Below are 26,637 nucleotides of genomic sequence, written 5' to 3'. Positions count from 1 at the left end.
GCCCCGCCTGCGGTCTAGTCCCCGGCAAAACGATCCGGAGGAGACGCGCATGGCACCCCTGTCACGGCGCACGGCGCTCGCGGCGCCCCTTGCAGGGGCCGCCCCACTCCGGGCGCGCGCCCAGGCTGCGGCCGGGGGCGCAGAGGGCGCCTGGCCCTCGGGCCCCATCCGCATCGTCGTCCCCTTCGCCCCCGGCGGCTCCACCGACGCCGTGGCGCGGCTGGCGGTGCCCGGCCTGCAGCGCGCCCTCGGCGTGGGCGTCGTCGTGGAGAACCGCGGCGGCGCGGCCGGCAGCACCGGCACGGATATCGTCGCCAAGGCCCGGCCGGATGGGCAGACCTTCCTCCTCACCTTCGACAGCCACGCGGTCCTGCCCGCCCTCGTCCCCCGCCTGCCGTTCGACCTGAAGGGCGACCTGGAGCCGGTGACGCTGATCGGCGGTGCGCCCTACGTCGTCGCCTGCAGGCCGGACAAGCCCTTCCGGGACCTGGCGGGGATCGTCGCCGCCGCGAAGGCCAGCCCGGGCGGCGTGACCTTCGCCACGCCGGGGAACGGCACCATCGGCCACCTCGTCATGGCCCTGCTCGGCAGCCGCGCCGGGGTGCAGCTCCAGCACCTGCCCTATCGCGGCGGCGGCCCGGCCGTGAACGACGCGGTGGCCGGGCATGTGGACATGGTGGTGGGCAGCGCGGCCCTTGTCGCGCCGCAGGTCGCGGGCGGCACGCTGCGGCCTGTCGTGCAGTTCGGCCCGCAGCGCCTGCCCGCGCTGGCGCAGGTGCCCACGGCCGGGGAGTCCGGCTTCCCCGGCCTGCAGGCCGAGGCGTGGTGGGGCGTCTTCGCCCCCGCCAGGGTGCCCGCGCCAGTCGTGGCGCGCTTCCACGAGGCCCTGTCGGCCGCCTTCCGCGAGGAGGTGGTGTCGAGGCAGATCACCGAGGGCCAGCAGGCCCGGCTGGTGCTCGGCGGCCCGCAGGAGCTGGGTCGCTTCCTCGATGCCCAGATCGAGACCTGGGGCCGGGTGGTGCGCGAGAACGAGATCAAGGCAGACTGAACGGATGACCACCCCCAGCTTCCAGCGCCTGCCGGCCGCCACCCTGGCCGCCTTCGCCGCCCTGCCCACCTCCTCCATCTCCGACGCGCTGGACCGGCTGGGCCTGCCCGGCGCCGTGGATGGGCTACGTCCCATGTCCCCTGGCCCGCGCGTGGCCGGGCAGGCGGTGACGCTGCGCTACCTGCCCGTGGGCACCGGCGGCGGCACGGTGGGCGACTTCCTGCATCTCGCCGAGGCCGGGGACGTCATCGCCATCGATAACCGCGGCCGGCTGGACTGCACGGTCTGGGGCAACATCCTGACGGAGGCGGCGAAGGCGAAGGGCCTGGCCGCCACGGTGATCGATGGCGTGAACCGCGACGTCGGCGAGAGCCGGGCGTTCGGCTACCCGATCTGGTCCCGCGCCGCGCATGCCCGCACCGGCAAGGACCGCGTGGCGCTGGAGGCGGTGATGGTGCCGATCGTGCTCGGCACCGTCCGCGTGGATCCCGGCGACCTCCTCTGCGCCGACGACAGCTGCGTCGTCGCCGTGCCCTTCGAGAGGGCGGAGGCGGTGCTGGAGGAGGCGCGCGCGATCGAGACGAAGGAGGACGCGATCCTGGCCGATATCCGCGCGGGCGTGGACCTTGCCGAGGCGCGCCGCCGCCACGGCTACCACGGCCTGCAGACCCGCAGGAGCTGACGCCCATGAAGATCGCCGTCCTGGACGACTACGCGGACGCCTTCCGCACCGCCCCCGCCTTCGCGCGCCTGTCGGAGCACGAGGTCACGGTGTTCCGCGACACGGAGAAGGAACCGGAGGCCCTCATCGCCCGCCTGGCCGGGATGGAGGCGCTCGTCCTCACTCAGCAGCGCAGCCCCCTGCCCGCCGCCGTGATCGAGCGCCTGCCCCGCCTGCGCTTCATCATGGAGACCGGCCGGCACACCGGCCACATCGCGATCGACGCCTGCACCCGCCAGGGCGTGGTCGTCTCCACCGGCGGCGCCGGCGGCCCGGACGCGACGGCGGAGCTGACATGGGGCCTCATCCTCGCCGCCCTCCGCCACATCCCCGAGGAGGCGCGGCGCCTGCGCGAAGGGCAGTGGCAGGCCATCGCCGGCACCGGCCTGAAGGGCCGGACCCTCGGCATCTACGCCTATGGCCGCATCGGCGCGATGGTCGCCCGCGTCGGCGCGGCCTTCGGCATGCGCGTCCTCTGCTGGGGCCGCGAGGGAAGCCTCCAGCGCGCCCGCGACGACGGGTACGAGGTGGCCGCGAACCGCGAGGCCCTTTTCGCGGAATCCGACGTGCTGAGCCTGCACATCGTGCTGAACGACGCCACGCGCGGCATCGTCACCGCCGCGGACCTGGCGCGCATGAAGCCCGGCGCCCTGCTGGTGAACACCTCCCGCGCGCCGATCATCGCCCCCGGCGCCCTTCTCGCCGCCCTGGAGGCCGGGCGCCCCGGCAGGGCCGCCGTGGACGTGTTCGACGACGAGCCCGTGCTCGGCGCCTCAGACCCGCTCATCGGCCTGCCCAACATCCTCTGCACCCCGCATCTCGGCTACGCCACGCGTGGGGTGTTCGACGCGCTCTATGAGGTGGCGGTGGACCGCCTTCTCGCCTTCGCGGCTGGGGCGCCCGTGGATGTGGCGAATCCCGGGGCGGCCAAGGGCTGAGGGCGCACGGGCGGCCTCCAGGGGGCGCTGCCCCCTGAAACCCCCGCCGGGGGGCAAACGTGCCCCCCGGACCCCGCGATTGGGCTGCCGCGGATGAGGTGATCGAAGGGCGCCGCCGAGGGCTCTGCGACCTCCGGCCAGCCCGCGCCGCCATACCCCAGGCCGAGGGTCATGGACCCTCGGCGAGATCGCTGCCCCGCATTCCGCGGCAGCCAGCTGGAAAAGCTGAGGGGTGGGGTTCCAGGTGAGGGGAGAACGCCTTCTCCCCTCACCTGGGGCCGCCCTCACACCGCCCGCTTCTCCCGGAGCGGCAGCGCGTTCCCGCGCCACACCGTCGTCCCGGTCGTCCATCCCATCGCCCAGACGCCGAGGACCATCGCGTCCCGCACCGGCATGGCCGCGAGGAGCTTCCAGGAGAGGGGCCATCCCTTGCGCCAGGCCAGCGCCACCTCCGCCCCGTACCAGAGGGCGGGGACGAGGAGGGCGGCGGGCCCGGCGGCGAGGGCGGCCAGCCCCGTCGGCACCGCCGCGCCGATCAGGAGTTCCGGCGCGAAGAAGAGGGGGAAGGTGACGCGGCGCAGGCGGGCCCAGCGGAGCTGGCGAAGCCAGACCTGGCGCGCGGTGCGGCTTCCCAGCGGCTGCTCGAAGGGGGAGTCCACGAGGTGGACGTGGCGGCCGGCGCGGCGCACCAGCTTCGTCGCGGCCGCGTCCTCCGCGATCTCGGCGGCCAGCGCGCGGATGCCGCCATGGGCGTCCAGGAAGTCGCGCTGCCAGAGCATGCTCTTGCCCTGGGCGAAGCCGAGGCCGAGCGCCTCCCCCGTGTACTGCCAGCGGGCCTGGAGGGTGTTGAGGAAGGCGCACTCCACCTCGGCCCAGAAGTTGTCGGGCCGGCTGCCGAGGGGGGTGGAGCAGACGAGGCCCGTGTCCGGGCGCCAGGCCGCGAAGAGCTGCTCCACGTAGTCGGGCGGCATCAGCACGTTGGAATCCGCCAGGATGATCCAGTCGTGCCGCGCGGCGTCCCAGCCCTTGATGCAGTTGTTCAGCTTGGGATTGCCGCTGTGGCGGTTCTCCCCGATCAGCAGCCGGGCCTGGACCTGCGGGTGGGCCTCGATCAGGCGCTCCACCAGGGGGCGCACGGGGTCGTCGGCGCGGTCCAGGCAGAAGATCAGCTCGAAATTTCCGTGCTCCAGCGCGAAGCCGCTGGCCAGCGTCGCCTCGATATGCGGCTCCAGGCCGCAGACCGGGCGCACGATCGTCACCCCCTCCGCCCGCGCCGCGGGGCGGTGTCGTCGCCGCCGCAGCCGCGTGGCGGCCAGCGCGAGGCCCACGAGGTTGACGGCCGTGACCGCCGCGGCCGCCAGGAGGAGAAGGTTCATCGGGAGGTGTTCTATCCCGCGACGGCCGCGGCGGGGAGAGCATTCCGCAGCGCGCGCAGCAGGGCCTCGGCGCCGGCCTCCACCGTGCCGTCGTTGCGCACGGTCTCGACGGTCAGGCCGGCGGGCAGCGGGGCCTCGCGCGCGAGGCGGCGGGCGATGTCCTCCGCACCCTCGCGCCCGCGGGCAGCGAGGCGGGCGGAGAGGACCTCCGGAGAGGCGGTGATCTCCACCACCCGCAGCGGGAAGCGGGCGGCGGCGTCCGCCAGGGCGCGGCGGGAGAGGTTGGCCACCGCCGCGCGGCCTTTCGCCAGCGCCGTCTCCAGCGGGCCGGCCGGGATGCCGTAGAGCAGGCCGTGCGCCTCCCACCACAGGGCGAAGTGGCCGGTGTCCCGCCCGACGAGAAAGGCCTCGCGCGAGAGGGGGAGGTGGTCCTCCCCGCCGGCCTCGGCCGGGCGGGTGATGGCGCGGCGCAGAAAGGCCACGCGCGGGTCCCGCACCAGCGCGGCGCGGGCTGCCTCCATCAGCGTGTCCTTGCCGGCGCCGGAGGGGCCGACGACGGCGACCAGGGTGCCCCTCAAGCCGCTTCCCGCAGCGGCGCGACCTCCAGGATGCGGTCGGCCACGCGGTCGCGCACCTCGATGTCGTGGAAGATGCCCACCAGGGCGGCGCCGCGCGCCTTGGCCTCGCCGATCAGGGCGATCACCACCTCGCGGTTGGCGGCGTCCAGGCTCGCCGTCGGCTCGTCCAGCAGCATCACCGGGAAGTCCGCCGCGAAGCCGCGCGCGAGGTTCACGCGCTGCTGCTCGCCGCCGGAGAAGGTGGCGGGGGGCAGGCCGTGCAGGCGCTCCGGCAGGTTCAGGCGGCGCAACAGGGCGGCGGCGCGGGTGCGCGCCTCATCGGGGGCCACGCCGCGCGCGGTCAGGGGCTCCGCCACCACGTCGATCGTCGGCACGCGGGGGATGACGCGCAGGAACTGCGAGACGTAGCCCAGCGTGTCCCGGCGCAGCGCGATCACCGCGCGCGGAGGGGCGGTGGCGAGGTCCGTGGTCGTGCCGTCGCGCCCGCGGATGAGGATGCTGCCGGCATCCGCGCCGTAATTCCCTTGCAGCAGGCGCATCAGCGTGGACTTGCCGGCGCCGGAGGGACCGGCGAGGGCCACGCACTCGCCCGGCGCCACCTCCAGCGCCGCGTCGCGCAGCACGGGGATCTGCACCCCGCCGCGCAGGTGCAGGGTGAAGCCCTTGGCGACCCCTTCCGCCTTCAGTGCCCAGGTTGTCTGATCCGGGGTCATGCCGCGAGCACCGAGGAGACGAGGAGTTGCGTGTAGGGGTGGCGCGGGTCGTCCAGCACGCGGTCGGTCAAGCCTTCCTCCACCACGCGGCCCTGCCGCATCACCACCATCCGGTGGGCCAGCAGCCGCGCGGCCGCAATGTCATGGGTGACGAGGATCACGGCGATGCCGAGATCGGCCACCAGAGCACGGATCAGGTCCAGCAGCCGCGCCTGCACGGAGACGTCGAGGCCGCCCGTCGGCTCGTCCATGAAGACCAGGCGCGGGCGGGTGACGAGGGTGCGCGCGATCTGCAGGCGTTGGCGCATGCCGCCGGAGAAGAGGCGCGGCGCGTCGTCGATGCGGCTGCGGGGGATCTCCACCCGCTCCAGCCAGCGCGCCGCCTCCTCGCGGATGTTGCCGTAGTGGCGGTCGCCCACCGCCATCAGCCGCTCGCCGACATTGCCGCCGGCGGAGACGGCCATGCGCAACCCGTCGCGCGGGTCCTGGTGGACGAAGCCCCACTCCGTGCGCGCGAGACGGCGGCGCGCGGCCTCAGTCATCCCGTGCACGTCGCGCGTTGCGCCCTGGGGATCGCGGTAGGTCACGATCCCCGCATCCGGCCGCGTCTCTCCCGCCAGCACGCGCAGCAGGGTGGACTTGCCGGAGCCGGATTCACCGACGATCGCCAGGACCTCGCCGGGCCAGATGTCGATCGAGACGTCGTCCAGCGCCCGCACCGGCCCGAAGGAAAGGCGCAGGCCGCTCGCGGAAAGGATGGGTTCGTCACTCATTCCGCCGCCTCCTTCATCGCGGCTTGGCGGGTGCCGCAGTAATCCGTGTCGGAGCAGACGAACATCCGCCCGCCCCGGTCGTCCGTCACCACCTCATCCAGGTAGCTCTCGCCCGAGCCGCAGAGGGTGCAACGGCCATTCGCGCGCAGAGGCACGAAGGGATGGTCCTCGAAGTCCAGGCTTCGCACCGCCGTGTAGGGTGGCACGGCGTAGAGCCGCCGCTCGCGCCCGGCGCCGAAGAGCTGGAGCGCGGGGGACATGTGCATTTTCGGGTTGTCGAAGGAGGGGATGGGCGAGGGCGACATGAGGTAGCGCTCGCCCACCATGACCGGGTGGTCGTAGGAGGAGGCGACGCGGCCGTGCCGCGCGATATCCTCGTACAGCTTCACCTGCATCAGCCCATAATCCGCCAGCGCGTGCAGCCGGCGCGTCTCCGCGCGGCGCGGCTCCAGCCGGAACAGCGGCTCGGGCTGCGGCACCTGGTAGACCATCACCTGGCCTTCCCGCAGCGGCGTCTCGGGGATGCGGTGGCGGGTCTGGATCACCGTCGCCTCCGTCGTGCTCTCCGTGGTGCGCAGCCCCGGCGCCACGCGGGCGAAGAAGCGGCGGATGGAGACGGCGTTGGTGGTGTCGTCCGCGCCCTGGTCGATGACCTTCAGCGTGTCCTCCGGCCCGATCACCGCGGCCGTCACCTGGATGCCGCCGGTGCCCCAGCCATAGGGCAGCGGCATCTCGCGCGATCCGAAGGGCACCTGGAAGCCAGGCACGGCCACGGCCTTCAGCAGGGCGCGGCGGATCATCCGCTTCGTGCCCTCGTCCAGGTAGGCGAAGTTGTAGCCGCTCATTCCGCAGCCTCCTTGAAGGCCTGCGGTGCGGCGCGTTCCGCCTCCACCTGGGCGCGCATGGCGCGGACGGATTCCAGTTCGCTCTGGAAGTCCACGTAGTGCGGCAGCTTCAGGTGCTCGAGGAAGCCCGTGGCCTCGATGTTGTCGGAGTGGTTGAGGACGAACTCCTCGTCCTGCGCCGGCGCCGTGGCGTCCTCTCCCAGCTCCTCCGCCCGCAGGGCGCGATCCACAAGCGCCATGGACATGGCCCGCCGCTCCAGCCGCCCAAAGGTCAGGCCGTAGCCGCGCGTGAACTGCGGCGGCTCGCTGCGCGATCCCTTGAACTGGTTCACCATCTCGCACTCGGTGACCTCGATCTCGCCGATCTCGATCTCGAACCCCAGCTCCTCCGGCACGATGGAGACGGCGACGGATCCCTGCCGCAACTCGCCCACGAAGGGGTGGCTGTTGCCGTAGCCGCGCTGGGTGGAATAGGCCATGCCCAGCAGGAAACCCTCGTCGCCGCGCGCCAGCCGCTGCAGCCGCAGCGCGCGGGTGGCGGGGTAGGTGGTCGGCGTGCGCGTCACGTCCGCCGGCTCCTCCTCGCTCGCGACCTCGGGGGCCATCAGTCCCTCGCCCGCCAGCAGCCCGGTCACGCGCGGGAAGGCCGCGTCCTCGCCGGGCTCGGCCTCCTCGGACCGCGCCGGGGCATAGCCCTCGGCGGCCAGGGCGAAGTCCAGCAGGCGGTGCGTGTAGTCGAAGGTCGGGCCCAGCACCTGCCCGCCCGGCAGGTCCTTGTAGGTGGCGGAGACGCGCCGCCGCACGGCCATTGCGCCCGTGTCCACCGGCAGGCTCGCCGCGAAGCGCGGCAGGGTGGTGCGATAGGCGCGCAGCAGAAAAGCCGCCTCGATTCCGTCGCCCCGCGCCTGCTTCACCGCCAGCGCGCCAAGGCCGGGATCGTAGAGCGAGCCCTCCGACATGGCGCGGTCCACCGCCAGCGTCAGCTGCTCCGCCACCTGATCGGTGGTGAGCTCCGGCACGGAAGGATCGCCGCGCCGCTCCTCGTCCAGCCAGGCATGGGCGTTGGCGATGGCGGTCTCTCCGCCCTTCACCGCGACGTACATGGCCTCAGCCCTCCTCGATCGCTGTGCCGCGCGGCAGGGACGCGACGCGGTCCCCCGCGCAGAGGATGACGTCCACCCCGCGCGGGGAGAGCGCGCGGTTGGTCGCCCACCCCGCCAGGAAGCCATCCGGCGCGCCGGTGACGTGCAGGCGGTGCTCGTGCTCAATCCCCGGGCCGGTCAGGCGCCAGCCGGTGCCTTCCTCCAGCGCGGACACCTGCACGATCAGCGTGGCGGAGCGGTGCGGGTCCTCATCCGTGCCCACTTGCAGGGCGGAGAGCGCAGGCGGCGCGCCGACGGCGAGGACGAATTCGGCCTCGCCCGCGTCGTTCACCACCGGGCAGCCCGCGTGGAAGCGCGCCCACTCCGAAGCGTCCGCCCCGGCATCCAGCCACAGCGGCGTCTCGCCATCCGCCAGCGCCAGCAGCACGGCACCGGCCGCCGGGGAGAGCGGTGCGGGCGGGGCGGGTGGCGCGGAGAGGCGTTGCACCCGGCCCGGGCGGGCCATCGCTTCCAGAACGGCGCGGAAGGTGGACTGGGCGTCGGCGACCGGGTCGGCGAAGCCGGGCAGCAGGCCGGTCATCGGGTGGTCTCCATCGCCAGGAAGCGCACGCGGGTGGCGGCGGCGCGGCGGGCCTCCCGCTCGCGGGCTTCGGACTGCGCGGCGGCCAGCGGCTCCACCACGGCCGCCATCAGCGCCGGGCGGCGCGCCGGGTCCTGAAGCGCGGCGTCCAAAGCCGCCGCCAGTTCCGCCGCGCGGGCGTCACGACCCGCGAGGTAGGCGTGGCCCACCGTGCCGTCCGCCAGACGCACGGCGCAGCGGGTCACGGTCATCTCGCCGAGGTTGAAAGGCGCGCCGTCGCCGCCCGCCCGGCCGCGCACCATCACCAGGCCCGTTTCCGGGCCGCGAAGGCGGGTGTGGGGCGGAAGCGCGGGGGCATCCGCCAACCGCGCCTCGATCGCTACCGCGTTGGACTTGGCGAGAACGCCCATCCAGCGCTGGCGCTCGGTGTTGTCGGCCATCACGCCGCCTCCGCCACGGCCATTACGGCGGGGGACCAGCCGTCGGAATGGATCATCCGCCCCTCGCGCCACACGGCGCGCACCCGCGGCGGCGGGGCGCCGGCGGCCTCGGAGGTCTCCAGCAGCACCAGGTCGGCGCGCAGGCCCGGCGCGATGGCGCCACGGTCCGTCAGCCCCGCCGCGCGGGCCGGGTTCACCGTCAGCAGCGCGATCGCCTCGTGCAGGGGCAGCCGCCCTTCGCGAACCCAGGTGGCCACCGCCGGCAGCATGGCGCCCTGGTGGTAATCCGCCGCCAGCGCGTCCAGCAGCCCCGCCTCCATCACGAGGAGCGCGGTGATGTTCCCCGTCATGCTCCGGCCGCGCAGCGCGTTCGGCGCGCCCATCAGCGTGGCCATCCCCATCTCCCGCGCCGCGCGCGCGGCCTCGATCGTCACGGGGAACTCGGAGATCGTGGCGCCGAGCGAGTGCATCAGCGCCACCTTCTCCGGCGTGTCGTCGTCGTGCGAGGCGATGGGCAGGCCCTGCCCACGGGCCAGCTCCGTCACCGCCCGCGCAATCTCCCAGGCCGGCGGGGCGGCCATGCGGGCCTCGGCGCGCGCCCGCGCCTCCTCCTCCGTCCGGTTCTGCGTGCGGCTGTAATAGGCGACGTACTGCTCGACGTTGCGGTACTGCCCCTGCCCCGGCGTGTGATCGGTCAGGGAGACCATGTCCACCATCCCCCGCGCGATCAGGTCCCGCATCACGGGCTCCGCGCGCGCGTTCGTCACCTCGAAGCGGGCGTGAACGCGCAGGTCGGTGCGGGCGTGGCCGCGCAGCCGCGCCACCGCCTCCACCAGTTCCCCCGCCCGCTCCTCGCTCCGCAGCCCCTTCTTGCCCTCGGCGAAGGAGACGCCGGCATAAGCGGTGGTGACGCCGGAGGCCGCCAGGCGGGAATCCAGGTTCGCCACCGCGACATCCAGCGGGAAGGCGCAGTCCGGCCGCGGCTCCACCTCCTTCTCAATCATGTCCCCGTGCAGGTCCACGATCCCCGGCATCAGCGTCAGGGCCGCCGCCGGGCCCGCGCGCTCCACCACCTCGGCGATCGCCCCGCCCTCGATCCGCACGGCGCCGCGCGCCACCACGCGGTCCGGCAGGACCAGGCGGATTTCATCCAACCACATCGGGCATCTCTCCAAGATCAGCGGCATGCGCGTGGTCTACCGAGAGCTGCACCCGCTCCCCGGCCCAGACCGTTTCCGAGTAGGCGACCGGTACCCCGGCCAGATCGGCGTCCACCTTCCGCACCACCAGCACTGGCCAGCCCGCGGGCTGGTCCAGCAGCCGCGCCTCCTCGGCGTCCGGAAGGCGCGTCAGCACCGTGCTGCTCAGCCGCCGGTAGTCCGACACCCCGTAGGCCGCGAGCAGGGCGGTCACGCTCTCCACCCTCCCCCGCTCCTCACCCAGGCCGGGAAAGCGGCGCGCGGGGTAGTAGGAATCGGAGACGTTGATCGGCACCCCGTCCGCCAAGCCCAGCCGGCGGAGGTTGTGCACCGGCTCCTCCGGCGGCAGGCGCAGCGCCCGCGCCACCTCCGGCGAGGCCGGCAGCAGCGCCGCCCCGAGCGACCGCCCGGACGGCTCCCGCCCCTGACCCAGCAGATTCTCGGAGAAGCGCGTCCGCTCGGAGAGACGGTAGTCCAACACCGGCGCCGGCCGCACGTAGGTGCCGCTGCCCTGGCGCGTCTGCACCAGCCCCTGCGCCTCCAGCCCCGCCACCGCGCGCCGCACGCTGTGCCGGCCCACCGCGAAACGGATCATCAGCGCCGGCTCGGTCGGCAGCCGCTCGCCCGGGCCAGGACTCCCCGCACGGATCTCCGCCGCCAGGGTCGCCTCGACGTCGCGCCAGGAGGTGATGTTGTCGGGTGCTGTCATCTCGGTTCCTGGACACACCCTAGATTCATTCGGATGACTTGAGGAGGATGAATTGATGAAGGATTCAAGGCAGGGGCGGGGGCCGTCCTGTTGGCGCGGTCGGTGGCCAGGGAGAGGAAGGAGGAATTCTTCCTCTCCCCGGACCCCTCACCATCATCTTTTCCTAGTAGGTGGTTTTACCCTGCTGACGGTGCGCCTCGGGTCGATGACCCGAGGCGACTGCAAGGGCAGGAGGAGGCCGTCAGGCAGAGACACCGCTTCAGGACGGCGCTGCGGCAGCCAGGTGGGGGTCCAGGGGCCTCAGGCCCTTGGCGGGGGTTCCAGGGGGCAGCGCCCCCTGGTTCCAGACCGATGGGAATGAGAGGCGGGGGCGGCGTTTTAGTTCAGCTGTGCCCGCCATTCCTCGATCATCTCCCGCCCGCGTGCCGCGGCATCGCCGACAGGGACGAGTTCCAGGAAGCGGTCCATCGCCTCGATCGCCGCGCCCAGCTGGCCCAGGCGGGCGTTCATCACGGCGGCTTCCCGCCAGAGCGGGGCGGCATCGGGCGCCAGACGCAGCATGTCGCTGGTGCAGGCCAGGGCGCCGTCCAGATCGTTGGCCTGGAGGCGGCGAAGGCGGATGTTCGTCTGCAGGCGCAGCAGCACGGCGCGGCGGCTCATCGGGGCCAGCATGCCCGGGCGCAGTTCGGCCTCCGGGCCTTCGACGCGCTTGATGAGGGCGCGGAGTGCGGGCGCGGGCAGGGCCACGCCGCCGCCGAAGGGGTCCACCACCACGGAGCCGCGGCGGGTGGTGCCGTCGATGGCGATGAGGAAGTGGCCGGGGAAGTCGAGCCCGCGTGCCGCCCAGCCCGCCGCCTCCGCCGCGTGCAGCCAGAGCACGCCGATGGTCACGGGCAGTCCGCGCCGGCGCTCCGTCACCCGGATCAGGTTGGCGTTGCGCGGGTCGTCGTAGGTGTCACTGTCGCCGGCGTAGCCGCCCTCCTCGTGGATCACGCGGGCGAGCAGGGCGCGGCGCGCCTCCGCCTCCTCCGGGGCCGGGCCGGAGAGCACGGCGCGGACGAGGTCGGAGATGCGGTCGGCGGCGGCGTGCCAGTCAGCCTCCGGCGCGTCGATGCGGGCGAATTGCAGCGCCACGGCGGCCAGGTCCAGCTCGTCGTCCGGCAGCCGGCCGGCCGCCTCGATCGCGGCGCGCGCCTCGGCGACGGGATCCGGCATCAGGCCCCGCTGGCCGGGACCATGCGCCCCAGCGGCCGGCCGCCGAAGAGGTGGACGTGGAAGTGCGGAACCTCCTGCCCGCCTTCCGGCCCCATGTTCGTCAGGGCGCGGTAGCCCCGCGCCTCAAGCCCGAGCTCCTTCGCCACGCGGCCCACGGCGCGCCAGAAGCCGGCGATCTCGGCCTCGGAGGCGGAGGCGCTGAAATCGGCGAGGGAGACGTAGGCGCCGCGCGGGATCACCAGCACGTGCACGGGGGCCTGCGGGTTGATGTCGTGGAAAGCGACGGCGAACTCGTCCTCGTGCACGCGGCGGCTGGGGATCTCGCCGCGTAGGATGCGGGCGAAGATGTTCGTGTCGTCATACGGCGGCAGGCCGGTCGGGGGCATAGGTATATCCTGGCGCAATACTTGGTCTTTCCTGCGGCCATGCCGGGGATCGCGCAAGGGGTGGTCCGCGCGCGCCCGGGAGGGGAGGAGGGATTCTCCCCTTCCCGGTCCGGCCCCTCACCTTCCTATGTCAGGCAACCGCGGAATGTTGATCGGGCGGCCGCGTCGCCCGGTCCGGGACATGGCCGTCCGCCCCGCGAAATGGCGGCAGGGGAGGCCCGGAGAGGTGGGAACAGGGCCGGGGAGAGGCGCCTTTTCCACCCCGGTCCTTCAGCCCCGGCCGATGCGCCCGTCCAGCACCGGCGTCACGGGCCCGCGCGCCCGCAGGTGGTCCGCCACCACCTCCTCCAGCAGCGGCCCGTCGTCATAGGCCTCCAGCGCCTCGTTCCGCAGCACGCCGTAGCCGTCGCCGCCGGCGCGCAGGAAGTTGTTCGTCACCACGCGGTAGGCCCGGTCCGGGTCCAGCGGGCCCTCGGCCGTCCGCACCTCGCGCAGGCGCTGGCCGGGCGGGGCGGCGGGGTCGAAGGTCAGGCGCAGCCCGGCGATCTGGGGGAAGCGGCCGGCGGGCGCTGGCAGGCGGGAGAGGCCGTTCTCCAGCACCGCGCGCAGGGCGCCGCCACGGATCGTGAGGGTGGCCAGGGTGTTGCCGAAGGGCAGCACGGCCAGCACGTCGCCATAGGTCAGGGTGCCGGCGGGAAGGCCGGCCCGCAGGCCCCCGCCGTTGACGATCGCGATCTCCGCGCCGGGGGTGCGGGCGAGAACGGCCTCCGCCACAAGGCTGCCGAGGGCGCACTCGCCGTTCCGGCAGGGCTCGTTGGGGAAAGGGGCCTCCGCCCGGCCAGTGGGGCGGCGCCGCAGCTCGCCCAGCGGCCTCGCGTACTCCGCGACGATTGCCGAGACCTCCGGGTCCGCCGCCACCTCCGGGTCGATGGGGCGGACGGCGCCGGCATGCGCCGCCACGCGCCCGTCCGGGGCGAGGTCCAGGTCCAGTCGGCCGAGGTAGCGGCCGTGGCAGGCCACCTGGGTAATTCGCACGTCGCGGTCCCGCCCCTGCACGAGGGTGGGATGCGGCCCGACCGCGCCGGGCAGCCCGTCGGCGAGGAGGAGGTGGGAGTGGCCGCCGACGATCGCGTCGATCCCCGCCACCTCCGCCGCCAGCCGCCGGTCCAGCGCCAGGCCGAGATGGGAGAGGACGACCACGGTGCCGATCTCCCGGCGGCGCAGGTCGTGGACGGCGCGCTCGGCGGCCGCCAGCGGGTCAGTGAAGACGAGGTTGGGGCCGGGGGAGGAGGAGGTGGCCGTCTCGGTAGTGGTGAGGCCGACCACGCCGATCCGTGCGCCGCCCGATTCGAGGACCGCGGTGGCGGTGACGCGGTCCCGCAGCAGCGGCTCCGCGCGCGCGTCCAGGTTCGCCGAGAGCAGGGGGAAGGGCACGGCGGCGGCGTAGCGGGCCAGGGCCTCCGGCCCGTTGTCGAACTCGTGGTTCCCCAGCGCCATGGCGGCGGTGCCGACCGCGCGCTGCACCGCCGCCTCCGCCAGGCCGCGGTGGTGGGTGTAGAACAGGCTGCCCATGAACTGATCGCCCGCGTCCAGCAGGAAGGGCGCGCGCCCCTCCGCCAGCGCGGCGGCGCGGGCTTCGCGGATGGCGCCGGCCAGGCGGGCGGAGGTGCCGTTGCAGGGGCGCCCCTCGCGGCAGGCCGCGCCGCCCTCGGCCACGCCCTCGTGCCGGGAGTGGAAGTCGTTGAGATGCACCAGCGCGATCCGCGCCCCCTCCGCAGCGGGAGCGCGGCGGATGGCCGGGGCGGCCAGGGCGGCCGACAGCGGCAGGGTGGCCGCGGCGCGCAGCAGCGCGCGGCGGGGCAGGAATGGGGTGGGATCGTGCCGCATGATCGCCCTTTTCGGCCGGTACTCCCGTCCGGCCCTCCTTCTGGGATGCCGGGGTTCTAGCGCCGTCGCGCCGCGGTGCGGAATGGGCCTTGCACAGGACCGTTCGCGGGTTCAAACGGCCCGCAACGGCCGCCCGCCCGCCGGGACCACCCTGTCGCGGGAAGGCCGGCGATCGCGCCGCGCATCACGCGCGGCCCCGCCCGCGCGCGGCCCGCGCGGATGCTGTCTTGCCCCTCTCGCCGGGGGCGGAGCGGGAAACCTATGCCGGTTTACCTGCCGATCGCCGAAATGTCGGTCGATGCCGGGCTGCTGCTCGGCATCGGCCTCGGCGTGGGCTGGCTCTCCGGCCTGTTCGGGGTGGGCGGCGGCTTCCTGCTTACCCCGCTGCTCATCCTCATCGGCATCCCCGCCCCGGTCGCCGTGGCGTCGGGGGCGAACCAGACGCTCGGCGCCTCCGTCTCCGGCCTCATCGCCCAGTGGCGGCGCGGCAACGTGGATGCGCGGATGGGGATGGTGCTGCTGGTGGCCGGGCTCGCGGGCTCCTTCGCCGGCACGCAGCTCTTCGTGCTGCTGCGGCGGCTGGGGCAGGTCGATCTCGCCGTCTCGCTCTTCTACGTCGTCGTGCTGGGAACCGTGGGCGCGCTCATGGTGCGGGAGAGCGTGCGCGCCATCTTCCGCCGGCGCCGCGCGGCGCCGGCGCGCACGCACCAGCACTCCTGGCTGCACGGGCTGCCCTTCAAGATGCGGTTCCGCCAGTCCCGCCTCTACATCTCCGTCATCCCGCCGATGCTGGTAGGGTTCGGGATCGGCATCCTCTCCGCCATCATGGGCGTGGGCGGCGGCTTCATGCTGGTGCCGGCGATGATCTACGTGCTGGGCATGCCGACCGGCACGACGATCGGGACCAGCCTGTTCCAGGTGACCTTCGTCTCCGCCAATGTCACCCTGCTCCAGGCCCTCCAGACCGGCTCGGTGGACGTGGTGCTGACGCTGCTGCTGCTGGCGGGCGGCGTGGCGGGCGCCCAGTTCGGCGCGGCCATGGGCACGAAGCTGCGCGGCGAGGAGACGCGGGCGCTGCTCGGGTTGCTGGTGCTGTCGGTGGCCCTCAGCCTGCTGGTGGCGCTGGTCCGCACGCCGGGCAGCCTCTACCTCCTCGGCCCCGCGACTTGAGAAGGGGCGGGGTGAGAGGAGCGGCGTCGGCGGCGCTGCTGGCCCTTCTCCTCCTAACCGCGCCGGCGCGCGCCCAGCGCGAGGGCCAGCCCGCCCCGCCGCCCCAGGCGAGGCCAGAGCTAGCGGGCCCGGCGCTGGCGGCCGAGATCGCCCAGCCCCGCATCGCTGTGGACACCGCCTTCACGGGCGCCGACCTGCTGGTCTTCGGCGCTACGGACCGGCTGCTGGGGCCGGCGGGGGACAACGTGGTGGTGCTCGGCCTCGGCGCCCCGCGGGACGTGGTGGTGCGGCGGCGGGTCCGGCGCGTGGGAATCTGGGTCAACGGCCCCTCCGCCCGTTTCCGCGAGGTGCCGAGCTACTACGCCCTGGCCGCCAGCGCCCCGGTGGCCGGGCTGCTGGACGAGCCGGCGCGGCGGGAGCGGCGGCTGGGGCTGGAGGTGATGACCGCCCGCCTGCCCGGCCCGCGGGACCCGGCCTTCCGACAGGCGCTGATCGATCTCAAGCACGCCTCCGGCGCGTGGAACGAGGAGGCGAGCCCGGTGGAGGTCTCCGGCGGCCGGCTCTTCCACGCGCGCCTCCCCCTGCCCTCCACCATCGCCACGGGGGATTATGTGGTGCAGGTGATGCTGGTCCGGGCCAACCGGATCATCGCGCGGCAGGAGCTCTCCTTCCGGGTGGACCGGGTGGGGGCCACGGCGCGGATCGCCGACTTCTCCCGCGGGCAGCCCCTGCTCTACGGCCTGGCCTGCGTCGTCCTGGCCGCCTTGGCCGGGTGGCTGGGGAGTGTGGTATTCCGCCGGGGCTAGGGCGGACCGCGCCGGGCGGCATCGCCCGGAAGCGCGAATTCGCGCCTCGAACAACAGTCCCGAGGGGTTTTCCATGCCGCAGGACCGCGTCTTCCTCGTCGTGGTGGACGACAGCCCGGAGCGGGCGGTGGCGCTGCGCTACGCCTGCCTGCGCGTGCGCAAGTCCGGCGGGCGCGTGGCGCTGCTGCGCGTGACGGAGCCGCCGGAGCTGCAGGAATGGGCGGGGGTGGGCGCGCTGATGCAGGAGGAGCGGCGGCAGGAGGCCGAGCAGCTCCTCTCCGCGCTCGCCGCCCAGGTGCAGGAGATCACGGGCGGGCTGCCCCTGCTGCTGATCCGCGAGGGCGACGCGGTGGAGGAGGTGCTGGCCGTGCTGGCGGAGGACCCCCGCATCTCCATCCTCGTGCTGGCCACCGCGACGGAGGGCGGGCCGGGGCCGCTGGTGACGGCGCTTGCGGGCCGGCAGGCCGGCCAGCTGCGCTGCCCGATGACGATCGTGCCGGGCGGGCTGGCCGATGCGGAGCTGGACCGGGTCACCTAACAGGATGACGGGAGCGGGCGGCGCCGGTGAGGGCCGCCGCCACTGCACCCCACCGCTGCGCCGATCGCCGTTGCAGCCCGCCCCGCCCTGCCCCACATGCCCCGCCGGACGGCGGAGGAACCGCCGCAGAGGAATTCCCGCATGTTCATCGAGACCGAGGCGACCCCGAACCCCGCCACCCTGAAGTTCCTCCCCGGCCAGGACGTGATGGGGCCGCGCGGCACCGCCGACTTCACCGGCCCCGAGGCCGCCGCCCGCTCCCCCCTCGCCGCCCGGCTCTTCGAGCTGGACGGGGTCGCGCGGATCTTCCTCGGCGCGGATTTCGTCACCGTCACCAAGACCAACGAGGCGGACTGGGCGGACCTGCGCCCGCAGGTGCTCGGCGCCGTGATGGAGCATTTCATGGCCGGCCGCCCGGTGATGGCGGGCGACGAGGCCGAGGAGATGGCGGAGGACACCGACCCCGCCGATGCCGAGGTGGTGGCCCAGATCAAGGAGCTGCTGGACACCCGCGTGCGCCCGGCCGTGGCCGGCGACGGCGGCGACATCGTGTTCCGCGGCTTCCGGGACGGCATCGTGCGGCTGCACATGCAGGGCGCCTGCTCCGGCTGCCCCTCCTCCCGCGCCACGCTGAAGCACGGGGTGGAGAACATGCTGCGCCACTACGTGCCGGAAGTGGTTGCCGTGGAGCAGGTCGAGGCCTGAGCCCGGTCCAGATCACGGCCGGCTTAATTCACAACCGGGATGACGGCGATCCCCGGCGGGGATTGGCCGCCCTGCCCGGGCCGGCCCATCATGCCGGGCAAGGAGACCCTTCCATGCCCGACACCCACATGCCCGACACCCACATGTCCGCCCCCGGCACCCCCCTGGACGACGCGGCGCTGGACCGCCTGTTCCGCACGGCGCGCACCGCCAATGCCTGGCAGGACCGGCCGGTGACGGACGAGACGCTGCGCGAGCTCTACGGCCTCGTCGCCCTCGGCCCCACCAGCGCCAACCAGTCCCCCGGCCGCTTCGTCTTCGTCCGTAGCCCGGAGGGGAAGGAGAAGCTTCTCCCCACCATCTCCGCGGGGAACCAGGATAAGACGCGGACCGCCCCGGTAACGGTGATCGTCGCCTTCGACCCGCAGTTCTACGAGCACCTGCCGCGCCTGTTCCCGCACGCCGACGCGCGGTCCTGGTTCACGGGGAACGCGGCCTTCGCCGAGCGCAGCGCCTTCATGAACTCCACCATGCAGGCCGCCTACCTCATCCTCGCCGCTCGCGCGCTGGGGCTGGATACCGGGCCGATGGCCGGGTTCGACTCCAAGAAGGTGGACGAGCTCTTCCTCGGCGAGAGCGGGTGGAAGTCCACCATGCTCATCAACCTCGGCTACGGCGACCACTCCAAGACCTTCGGCCGCCTGCCGCGCCTGGGCTTCGACGAGGCCGCCTCCCTGGCCTGACGGGCGCGGCACCCGTCGCCCGGAAAAGAGGAGGGGCTTCCCGGGCAGGGGGAGGAAGAATTCCTTTACCCCCTCCCGGAGGCCACAACCTCTGCGCGTTTTCCGCGCTTGACCCGTTCGGATGACCAGGGCATTCGGCCCTGTCACCGCCGGGACGTTTCGACATGCTAGCGCTCCGCGTCATTCCCTGCCTGGACGTGAAGGACGGGCGCGTCGTGAAGGGCGTGAACTTCGTCTCCCTGCGCGACGCCGGCGATCCGGTGGAGCAGGCCCGCGCCTACGACCGGGAAGGGGCGGACGAGGTCACCTTCCTCGACATCGGCGCCACCCACGAGAATCGCGGGACCATGCTGGATGTTGTTTCGCGCACGGCGGCGGAGGTGTTCATTCCCCTGACCGTCGGCGGCGGGGTCCGCAGCGTGGAGGACATGCGCGCGCTTCTTCTGGCCGGTGCCGACAAGGTCTCCGTCAACTCCGCCGCCCTGGCCGATCCGGACCTCGTCCGGCGCGGGGCGGAGGCCTTCGGCAGCCAGGCGATCGTGGTGGCGGTGGACGCCCGCCGCGTGGCGCCGGGCCGGTGGGAGATCTTCACCCATGGCGGGCGCCGGGAGACGGGGGTGGACGCGGTGGACTGGGCTCGGCGGGTGGAAAGCCTCGGCGCCGGAGAGATCCTGCTGACCTCCATGGATCGGGACGGCACGGGCGAGGGCTTCGACCTGGAGCTGCTGCGGGCCGTGCGCGCCGCCGTGCGCCTGCCCCTCGTCGCCTCGGGCGGTGTCGGCCGGCTGGACCATTTCGTGGCGGGCGCGGCGGCCGGTGCGACGGGGCTGCTCGCCGCCAGCGTGTTCCACTACGGGCAGTTCCGGATCGCGGAGGCGAAGGCGGCGCTGGCGGAAGCCGGCTGGCCCATCCGCCCTGTGCCCGAGGCGAGGGAGGCGGCCTGATGGCGAAGAGAGCAGGTAAGGCCGCGGGCGGGAACGCATCGCCGGGCAAGGCGGCCCGCCCGGCCTCCCCTCCGGCGAAGCAGGCAGCCGCCGCTCCGGCCAGGAAGGGACCGAAGCTGAAGCCCGCGAAGTGGAAGGACCACCCGCGCGCGGCGCAGCCCCTGCCCGTTCCGCAGGACCTGGCCGATTCCCCCATCGCGGCCGATGCGCGCGCGCCCAAGCGGGTGCGCCGCGCCGAATCGCGCCACCTGGCGCCGCTGGACCCCGGCGAGGGTGTGGCCGAGGCGGCGGTGCTGGACCGGCTGTGGGAAACGGTGGAGGAACGCCGCCTCTCCGGCGACACCACCACCTCCCACTCCGCCCGTCTGCTGGCCCGCGGCACAGCGAAAGTGGCCCAGAAGCTCGGCGAGGAGGCGGTGGAGACCGTGATCGAGGCCATGGCCGGCAACCGCCGCGCCCTGATCGGCGAGAGCGCGGATCTGCTCTACCACCTCATCGTCACCTGGGTGGATGCCGGCATCCGGCCGGAGGACGTCTGGGCGGAACTGGTCCGGCGCGAGGGCATCAGCGGCATCGCCGAGAAGGCGGCGCGCCAGAATCTCTCCTCGGCCGGCGTCGTGAGGGCCGGGGAGACGACGAAGCTGCCCTGAGGGCGTGCCTGTCGCCCCAGGGAGGCTCTGCCTCCCTGGACCCTCCGCCAGGAGGCTGAGCCTCCTGGACCTGCATCGGGCTGTCGCGGATACGATGATCGAAGGGCGGCACCAGAGGCTTTTCAGCACCGTGTCGGCCCGGCCGCCGTGTCAGTCGCCTGAGGTCATCGACCTCAGGCGCGCCCCCAGCAAAACGTCCCGCGGCAGCCTTTCAGAAAAAGATGAGAGGGGGTCCAGGGGGAGAGAATTCTTTCTCTCCCCCTGGGGCCACCGGCGCTTCCTAAGCCGGCCCGCGTTCCGCTCCGCGCCTCTTGTCATCCCCTCACGCTTGCGCCCGGTCTCGCCGCCCCTGATCTTCCCCCCGCCGCGAGGAGAACGCCATGCCGGACGACCTGACGCCTGCCCCTGCCGGGGCGGAGGGGATGCGGAGCGCGCTGCTGGCCGAGGGCGAGGCGGCGCTGGCGCGGCTGGCGCCGGCGCTTCCGCCCTCCGCCGGGGCGCTGCTGCGCGGCCTGGGCGCCGCCCTGCCACTGGAGGAGCTGGCGGGGATGGCGCCGGAGGCGCTGGCGGGCTGGGCGGCCTCGCTCTTCGGCGTGGCGGCGGCGCGGCGGCCGGGGGAGGTGTCGCTGCGGCTGACCCCGCCGGCGGGCGGCATGGGCGCGGGGGCGGTGGCGGAGATCGCGACCGAGGACATGCCCTTCCTCGTGGACAGCGCGCTGGCGGCGATCACCCTGTCGGGCCGCAGTGTGCGGCGGCTGCTGCACCCCATCCTGTCGGTGCGGCGCGGGGCGGATGGCGGGGTGGTCTCGATCGGGCCGGCGGTGCCGGGAGAGCCGAACGAGAGCGTGATGCGGATCGAGATCGCGCCGCACGGCAGCGGGCGCGGCGCGCCGGCGGACTGGCCGGCGGTGGAGGCGGCGCTGCGCGGGGCCCTGGCCGAGGTGCGGCAGGCCGTGGGCGATTTCGGCCCGATGCTGGAGCGGCTGCGGGCCGCGGAAGGGGAAGTGGCCGGGGCGCCGGAGGGGGAGGAGGCGGCCGCCTTCCTGCGCTGGCTGGCGGAGGACAACTTCGTCCTGCTCGGGCACCGGCTGCTGCGGATCTCGGCCGATGGCGGCGCCATCTCGCCCGAGGAAGGGCTGGGGCTGCTGCGCGATCCGACCGTGGTTCCCTTCGACGCGCTCCGGAACCTGTCCGCGGTGCCGGTGGCGGTGCGCCACTCCCTCACCGAGGCGGCGGCGCTGACGGTGGCCAAGGGCAACCTGCGCATGCGCGTGCACCGGCCCAGCCACGCGGACGTGGTGGCCACGCGGATCCTGGCGCCGGACGGAAGCGTGGCGGGGATCCGGCTCTTCATGGGGCTCTTCGCGGCCACGGCCTACAACCGCAACCCGCGCGGCATTCCCTGGCTGAAGTCGAAGGTGGCGCGCATCCTCGCGGCATCGGGCGCGGCGCCGGAGAGCCACGACGCGCGGGCCTTCCAGTCCATCCTCGACACCTGGCCGCGCGACGAGCTGTTCCAGGCGAGCGAGGCGGAGATCCTGGCGGGCGCGCGGCGGGCGCTGGACCTGACCATCCGCCCGCGGCCGGCGCTGGTGGTGCGGCGGGACAGCTTCGGCCGCTACGTCTCCGCCATCGCCTGGTTCCCGCGCGAGGTCTTCGACACGCGGCTGCGGGAGAGGGTGGCGCGGCTGCTGGCAGCGGCTTTCGGCGGGCGGCTCTCCGCCTTCTACATCGCCATCTCCGACACGCCGCTGGCGCGGGTGCACTACGTGATCGGCACCGATCCCGGCGCGCCGGTGGAGGTGGACGTGGCCGCGCTGGAAGCGGCGGTGGCGCAGGCCTCGCGCGGCTTCCCGGAGGCGCTGGCGGGCGCGCTGACCGAGGCCTCCGGCGAGGCAGAGGGCGCGCGGCTGGCGGCGCGCTGGGCGGAGGCCTTCCCCGCCGCCTACACGGAGGCGATGACGCCCGCGCAGGCGGTGGCGGATTTGCGGCTGGCCGAGGCGGCGCTGGCGGCAGGACGGCCGGTGGCGGACGTTTCCCACATCCCAGGCGAGGGGCCGCGCCGGCTGATGCTGCGGCTGGCGAATCCGGGCGGGCCGCTGCCGCTGGCCGATGCCCTGCCGCTGTTCGAGAGCCTGGACCTGCGCGCGATCGAGGAGCAGCCCTGGCGGCTCTCTCCCGCGGGCGGCGCGCCGGTGGTGCTGCACCTTTTCGCGCTGGAGGCGGGGACCGAGGCGCCGGAGGACCGATTCGACGAGCTTCTGGGCGCCCTCTCCGCCCTGCTGGAGCACCGGGCGGAGGCGGACGGGTTCAACCGGCTGGTGCTGCGCGCCGGGCTGGAGTGGCGGGAGGCCTGGCTCATCCGCGCCCTGTTCCGCTGGTGCAAGCAGGTGGGCTTCGCCTTCCCTCAGCCGGCGGTGGAGGCGGCGCTGGCCGCGAACCCGGGGGCGGCGCGGCTGCTGATCTCGCTGTTCCAGGCCCGCTTCGACCCGGACGGGGCGAGCCAGGAGGCGGAGTCCCAGGCCCGGGCCGGGTGGACGGCGCTGATGGAGGGGGTGGCGGACCCGGATGCGGACCGCATTCTCTCGCGTCTCCGCACCGCGCTGGATGCGGTGGTCCGCACCAACTACTTCCAGGGCAAGGACTACCTCTCCCTCAAGATCGAGAGCGCGCGGGCGGGCGAGATGCCCGATCCCCGGCCCTGGCGGGAGATCTTCGTCTCCGCCATGCACATGGAGGGCTGCCATCTGCGCGCCGGGCCGGTGGCGCGCGGCGGTATCCGCTGGTCCGACCGGCGGGAGGATTTCCGCACGGAGATCCTCGGCCTGATGAAGGCGCAGCGGCTGAAGAACGTGATCATCGTGCCCACCGGCGCGAAGGGCGGCTTCATCCTGAAGGGCACGGTGCCGCCGCCGAGCGAGCGCGAGGCCTTCATGGCCGCGGGCGTCGCCGCCTACAAAACCCTGATCCGCGCCATGCTCGACGTGACGGACAACCTCGGCGCCGATGGCGGCATCATCCCGCCGGACCGCGTGGTGCGGCTGGACGGGGACGATCCCTACATCGTGGCGGCGGCGGATAAGGGCACGGCCACCTTCTCCGACATCGCGAACGCGCTCTCCATCGAGTACGGCTTCTGGCTCGGCGACGCCTACGCCTCCGGCGGCTCGGCGGGCTACGACCACAAGGAGATGGGCATCACCGCCCGCGGCGCCTGGGTAATGGTGGCCCGCCACTTCGCGGAGATGGGGCGCGACATCCAGGCGGAACCCTTCACCTGCGTCGGCGTGGGCGACATGTCCGGCGACGTGTTCGGGAACGGGCTGCTGATCTCGCGGAAGACGCGGTTGCTGGCGGCCTTCGACCACCGCCACATCTTCCTCGACCCCGATCCGGACATGGAGGCCTCCTTCAACGAGCGGGAGCGGCTGTTCGGGCTGCCGCGCTCCTCCTGGGAGGACTACGACAAGGCCCTGATCAGCGCGGGCGGCGGGGTCTTCCCGCGCAACGCGAAGACCATCCCGCTCTCGCACCAGGCGCGGGCGCTGCTGGGGATCGAGGCGGAGCGCGCGGAGCCTGCGGCCGTGATGCGCGCCATCCTGAAGGCGGAGGTGGACCTGCTCTACTTCGGCGGCATCGGCACCTACGTGAAGGCGGCCACCGAGAGCCAGGCGGAGGCGGGCGACCGCGCCAACGACGCGCTGCGCGTGGACGGGCGGGAGATCCGGGCGAAGGTGATCGGGGAGGGCGCGAACCTCGCCGTGACCCAGGCCGGGCGGATCGAGGCGGCGCGCCTTGGCAACAACGGGGCGGGCGTGGCGATCGACACGGACGCGCTGGACAACTCCGCGGGCGTTTCCACCTCCGACCATGAGGTGAACATCAAGATCCTGCTGGCCGCCGCCGAGCGCAACGGCGCGCTGACCCGGCCGCAGCGGGACGCGCTGCTGGAATCCATGACGGACGAGGTGGCCGCGCTGGTGCTGGCGGACAACGCCGCGCAGTTCGCCGCCCTGACCCTGGAAGGGGCGGCGGGGACGGAGGCGCTGCCGGCGCAGGCGGCGCTGATGACCCGGCTGGAGGCGGAAGGGCTGCTGGACCGCGCCGTGCTCGGCCTGCCGACGGCAGCGCAGATGGCGGAGCGGATCGGCTCCGGCGACGCGCTGACGCGGCCGGAGATCGCGGCGCTGCTGCCGGTGGCGAAACTCTGGCTGACGGACGCGGTCGAGGACGGGACGCTCGCCGACGACCCGGCCTTCCTGCCCCTGCTGCGGAGCTACTTCCCGCAGGCCCTGCAGGAGCGCTTCCCGGAGCTGATCGAAGGGCACCAGCTCAGGCGGAATCTCGTCGCCACCTTGCTGGCGAACGCGGCGGCGAACCGCCTGGGCCCGGCCGGCCTCTCCCGCCTGGCGGAGGGCGACCCGGCGGCGGTGGCGCGGGCGGCCTGGCTGGCGGACCGCCTCTTCGGGATCGGCGCGGCGGCGGATGCGCTGGACCTCGTCGCCCCCGAGGCGCGGCGCACGGCCCTGCCGGCGCTCCGCCGCCTGCACGAGGAGGCCGCGCGCGCCCTGCTGGACGACACCGCCCCGCTGGCCGAGGCCGAGGCGCGGCTGCGGCCGGGCATCGCCGCGCTGATCGAGGCCGTGCCCGTGCCGGAGGGGAGCGGCCTTCCGGAGGCGGCGGCGCGGCTGGTGGCGGGGGCGGGCTCGCTCTCGGCCGCCATCGGCGTCGTGCGGCTGGCCGAGGCGGCGGGCGTCGCCCCCTCCGACGCGGCCGGCGCGTGGGACGCCGCGGGGCGCGACTTCGGGCTGGAGGCCCTGCGCGCCGCCGCCCGCGCGGCCCCGGCCCCCGGCGCCTTCGGCCCGCGCGCCCGCGCGGCGCTGCTGGAGGACCTGGGCGCCTTGCAGATGCGCCTGGCCCGCGCCACCCTCTCCGGCGCAGCGCCGAAGCCGCCGGAGGCGGTCCTGCGCATGGTGCGGGAGGCGGCGGGTTCGGGCGAGCTGGCGGCCGTCTCGGTCGCGCTGCGCACCCTGTCCACCGCCACTCATGCCGGGGCAGCCCGTACCGGGACAACGGAGGCCGCTTGAACCGCCGCGAATTCGCCTGGGCCCTCTACGACTGGGCGAACAGCGCCTTCCCCACCGTGGTCACCACCTTCGTCATCGCCACCTGGTTCGCGCAAGCGGTGGCGGGGGACCCGGTGGCGGGGCAGGCGCAGTGGGGGTGGATGCAGACCGGCGCCGGCATCGCCATCGCCCTCCTCTCCCCCGTGCTCGGCGCCGTGGCCGATGCGGGCGGGCGGCGGCGGCTGATGCTGGCGATCTGCACCCTCGCCACCGCGGCGCTGACCGCCGCCCTCTGGTTCGCCCACCCCGCCCCCGCCTGGGCGGGCTACGTGCTGCTCTGCGTCGGGCTGGCGACGGTGACCTTCGAGGTCGGCACGGTGTTCTACAACTCCATGCTCCCCGACGTGGCCGCGCCGTCCCGCATGGGCCGCCTCTCCGGCCTCGCCTGGGGGATGGGCTACGCGGGCGGGCTGGCCTGCCTTCTCGTCTGCCTCTTCGGCCTCATCCGCCCGGACCCCGCCCCCTTCGGCCTGGACCGCGCGGCCGGCGAGCCGATCCGCGCCACCGCCCTCCTCGTCGGCGCCTGGATCCTCGCCTTCGGCTGGCCCGTCCTGGTGGCCATGCCCGACCCGCGCGGCCCCCGCCCGGGCCTGGGCGCCGCCGCCCGCGCCGGCCTGCGGGAGATCGCGGCCGTGCTGCGCGCCCTGCCCGCCCGCCCGAACATGCTGCGCTTCCTCCTCGCCCGGCTGTTCTACACGGACGGGCTGAACACCCTCTTCGCCTTCGGTGCCATCTTCGCCGCCGGCGTCCACGGCATGTCCTTCCAGGACGTGCTGCTCTTCGGGATCGCCATGAACGTCTCCGCCGGGCTCGGCGCCGCCCTGTCCGGGCTGGTGGAGGATCGCGTCGGCTCCAAGCGCATGGTGCTCGCCTCCCTGTGCTGCCTCGTCATCCTCGGCACGGCGATCGTGCTGGCGGAGGGCGTGACCCTGTTCTGGGGCCTCTCCCTCCTCCTCGGCCTTTTCTTCGGCCCGGCCCAGGCCGCCTCCCGCACCCTCATGGCCCGCCTCGCCCCGCCGGAGGAGATGGCGGCCCATTTCGGCCTCTTCGCCCTCTCCGGCCGCATCACCGGCTTCCTCGGCCCCGCCGTGCTGGCCGCCGTGACGCAGGCCAGCGGCAGCCAGCGCGCGGGGATCGCGACGACGGCCGCTTTCATGGCGATCGGCGCGGTGCTGCTGGCGGGCGTGCGGGAGAACGGCGCGGCGCGGTCCTGAGCCGGTGCGCGGGCGGCCCCAAGGGGCGCCGCCCCTTGGATCCCCGCCGGGGAGCCGGCGGGCTCCCCGGACCCCGCGTCCGGGCTGCCGCGGGCGCGATGCCCAAAGGGCACCCCGATCCCACCGCGACGGTCCTGCGCTGTCGGTCGCCTCGGGGCCAGGCCCCGAGGCGTGGGTCAGTGAAGCCGGGGCCAAACCGCTAGAAGAAGATGATGGTGGGAGGTCCGGAG

At 74.1% G+C, this 26,637-nt stretch carries 25 protein-coding genes; 12 read left to right on the top strand and 13 right to left on the bottom strand.

Annotation, left to right across the window (positions count from 1 at the left end; translation table 11 throughout):
• Positions 1–49 precede the first annotated feature (49 nt).
• The 3 genes from VQH23_RS08305 to VQH23_RS08295 are packed head-to-tail and all read left to right on the top strand — an operon-like array spanning position 50 to position 2,707.
• Positions 50–1,048, top strand: a complete 999-nt coding sequence (locus VQH23_RS08305; RefSeq protein WP_338665165.1) for a tripartite tricarboxylate transporter substrate binding protein — start codon at positions 50–52, stop codon at positions 1,046–1,048.
• Positions 1,049–1,052: 4 nt separating this feature from the next.
• Entirely contained in the window at positions 1,053–1,730 is a 678-nt protein-coding gene (locus VQH23_RS08300) for a hypothetical protein (RefSeq protein ID WP_338665164.1), read from the top strand.
• A 5-nt stretch (positions 1,731–1,735) separates the two neighbouring features.
• A complete protein-coding gene (locus VQH23_RS08295) occupies positions 1,736–2,707 on the top strand; it encodes a D-2-hydroxyacid dehydrogenase family protein (protein ID WP_338665163.1) in 972 nt (323 codons plus the stop codon).
• A 284-nt stretch (positions 2,708–2,991) separates the two neighbouring features.
• On the opposite strand, the gene VQH23_RS08290 is transcribed toward VQH23_RS08295, so the two are convergent.
• From VQH23_RS08290 to VQH23_RS08230, 13 genes are all read right to left on the bottom strand, one after another.
• Positions 2,992–4,083 carry a glycosyltransferase gene (locus VQH23_RS08290; RefSeq protein WP_338665162.1) on the bottom strand — a complete coding sequence of 364 codons (1,092 nt, stop codon included), beginning with the start codon at positions 4,081–4,083 and terminating at the stop codon, positions 2,992–2,994.
• A gap of 11 nt (positions 4,084–4,094) precedes the next feature.
• On the bottom strand, positions 4,095–4,661 hold the full coding sequence (phnN, locus tag VQH23_RS08285; RefSeq protein WP_338665161.1) for a phosphonate metabolism protein/1,5-bisphosphokinase (PRPP-forming) PhnN: 567 nt from the start codon (positions 4,659–4,661) through the stop codon (positions 4,095–4,097).
• Entirely contained in the window at positions 4,658–5,374 is a 717-nt protein-coding gene (gene phnL, locus VQH23_RS08280) for a phosphonate C-P lyase system protein PhnL (protein WP_338665160.1), read from the bottom strand. The genes phnN and phnL overlap by 4 nt, the downstream gene beginning before the upstream one ends.
• Entirely contained in the window at positions 5,371–6,147 is a 777-nt protein-coding gene (gene phnK / locus VQH23_RS08275; protein ID WP_338665159.1) for a phosphonate C-P lyase system protein PhnK, read from the bottom strand. Before phnK ends, phnL begins: the two co-directional genes overlap by 4 nt.
• Positions 6,144–6,992 (bottom strand): alpha-D-ribose 1-methylphosphonate 5-phosphate C-P-lyase PhnJ, encoded by an 849-nt coding sequence (locus tag VQH23_RS08270; protein WP_338665158.1) that lies wholly within the window; start codon positions 6,990–6,992, stop codon positions 6,144–6,146. Before VQH23_RS08270 ends, phnK begins: the two co-directional genes overlap by 4 nt.
• Positions 6,989–8,095 carry a carbon-phosphorus lyase complex subunit PhnI gene (locus VQH23_RS08265; protein WP_338665157.1) on the bottom strand — a complete coding sequence of 369 codons (1,107 nt, stop codon included), beginning with the start codon at positions 8,093–8,095 and terminating at the stop codon, positions 6,989–6,991. Before VQH23_RS08265 ends, VQH23_RS08270 begins: the two co-directional genes overlap by 4 nt.
• 4 nt (positions 8,096–8,099) lie before the next feature.
• Positions 8,100–8,675, bottom strand: coding sequence for a phosphonate C-P lyase system protein PhnH (gene phnH / locus VQH23_RS08260; protein WP_338665156.1), 576 nt, complete (start codon positions 8,673–8,675; stop codon positions 8,100–8,102).
• Positions 8,672–9,115, bottom strand: coding sequence for a phosphonate C-P lyase system protein PhnG (gene phnG / locus VQH23_RS08255; protein WP_338665155.1), 444 nt, complete (start codon positions 9,113–9,115; stop codon positions 8,672–8,674). Before phnG ends, phnH begins: the two co-directional genes overlap by 4 nt.
• Entirely contained in the window at positions 9,115–10,275 is a 1,161-nt protein-coding gene (locus VQH23_RS08250) for an alpha-D-ribose 1-methylphosphonate 5-triphosphate diphosphatase (protein WP_338665154.1), read from the bottom strand. Before VQH23_RS08250 ends, phnG begins: the two co-directional genes overlap by 1 nt.
• Complete coding sequence (gene phnF / locus VQH23_RS08245) at positions 10,262–11,023, bottom strand: phosphonate metabolism transcriptional regulator PhnF (RefSeq protein ID WP_338665153.1); 762 nt, start codon at positions 11,021–11,023, stop codon at positions 10,262–10,264. The genes VQH23_RS08250 and phnF overlap by 14 nt, the downstream gene beginning before the upstream one ends.
• A 378-nt stretch (positions 11,024–11,401) precedes the next feature.
• Positions 11,402–12,238, bottom strand: coding sequence for a transglutaminase-like domain-containing protein (locus tag VQH23_RS08240; RefSeq protein ID WP_338665152.1), 837 nt, complete (start codon positions 12,236–12,238; stop codon positions 11,402–11,404).
• Positions 12,238–12,624 (bottom strand): histidine triad nucleotide-binding protein, encoded by a 387-nt coding sequence (locus VQH23_RS08235; protein ID WP_338665151.1) that lies wholly within the window; start codon positions 12,622–12,624, stop codon positions 12,238–12,240. The genes VQH23_RS08240 and VQH23_RS08235 overlap by 1 nt, the downstream gene beginning before the upstream one ends.
• Positions 12,625–12,894: 270 nt before the next feature.
• The gene (locus VQH23_RS08230; RefSeq protein ID WP_338665150.1) at positions 12,895–14,511 is read right to left on the bottom strand and encodes a 5'-nucleotidase C-terminal domain-containing protein; all 1,617 of its coding nucleotides are present in this window, start codon (positions 14,509–14,511) and stop codon (positions 12,895–12,897) included.
• A gap of 261 nt (positions 14,512–14,772) precedes the next feature.
• Here VQH23_RS08230 and VQH23_RS08225 point away from each other — a divergent pair, with 261 nt between their 5' ends.
• From VQH23_RS08225 to VQH23_RS08185, 9 genes are all read left to right on the top strand, one after another.
• Entirely contained in the window at positions 14,773–15,681 is a 909-nt protein-coding gene (locus VQH23_RS08225) for a sulfite exporter TauE/SafE family protein (RefSeq protein WP_338665149.1), read from the top strand.
• Between the two features lie 11 nt (positions 15,682–15,692).
• On the top strand, positions 15,693–16,487 hold the full coding sequence (locus VQH23_RS08220) for a TIGR02186 family protein (RefSeq protein ID WP_338665148.1): 795 nt from the start codon (positions 15,693–15,695) through the stop codon (positions 16,485–16,487).
• Positions 16,488–16,560: 73 nt separating this feature from the next.
• Positions 16,561–17,025 (top strand): universal stress protein, encoded by a 465-nt coding sequence (locus VQH23_RS08215; RefSeq protein ID WP_338665147.1) that lies wholly within the window; start codon positions 16,561–16,563, stop codon positions 17,023–17,025.
• 141 nt (positions 17,026–17,166) lie between these two features.
• Positions 17,167–17,730 (top strand): NifU family protein, encoded by a 564-nt coding sequence (locus tag VQH23_RS08210; protein ID WP_338665146.1) that lies wholly within the window; start codon positions 17,167–17,169, stop codon positions 17,728–17,730.
• 113 nt (positions 17,731–17,843) lie between these two features.
• A complete protein-coding gene (locus VQH23_RS08205; RefSeq protein ID WP_338665145.1) occupies positions 17,844–18,473 on the top strand; it encodes a malonic semialdehyde reductase in 630 nt (209 codons plus the stop codon).
• 164 nt (positions 18,474–18,637) lie between these two features.
• Positions 18,638–19,417: an imidazole glycerol phosphate synthase subunit HisF gene (hisF, locus tag VQH23_RS08200; RefSeq protein WP_338665144.1), complete on the top strand. Its 780-nt coding sequence runs from the start codon at positions 18,638–18,640 to the stop codon at positions 19,415–19,417.
• A 224-nt stretch (positions 19,418–19,641) separates the two neighbouring features.
• Complete coding sequence (locus VQH23_RS08195; RefSeq protein ID WP_408904330.1) at positions 19,642–20,067, top strand: phosphoribosyl-ATP diphosphatase; 426 nt, start codon at positions 19,642–19,644, stop codon at positions 20,065–20,067.
• 380 nt (positions 20,068–20,447) lie between these two features.
• Positions 20,448–25,154, top strand: coding sequence for an NAD-glutamate dehydrogenase domain-containing protein (locus VQH23_RS08190; RefSeq protein WP_338665142.1), 4,707 nt, complete (start codon positions 20,448–20,450; stop codon positions 25,152–25,154).
• Positions 25,151–26,407, top strand: coding sequence for an MFS transporter (locus VQH23_RS08185; protein WP_338665140.1), 1,257 nt, complete (start codon positions 25,151–25,153; stop codon positions 26,405–26,407). Before VQH23_RS08190 ends, VQH23_RS08185 begins: the two co-directional genes overlap by 4 nt.
• Positions 26,408–26,637 lie beyond the last annotated feature (230 nt).

The organism is Pararoseomonas sp. SCSIO 73927 (genome assembly GCF_037040815.1).
In the GTDB taxonomy this organism is placed as follows: domain Bacteria; phylum Pseudomonadota; class Alphaproteobacteria; order Acetobacterales; family Acetobacteraceae; genus Roseomonas.
This window is presented reverse-complemented; position numbering and strand designations above follow the sequence as displayed.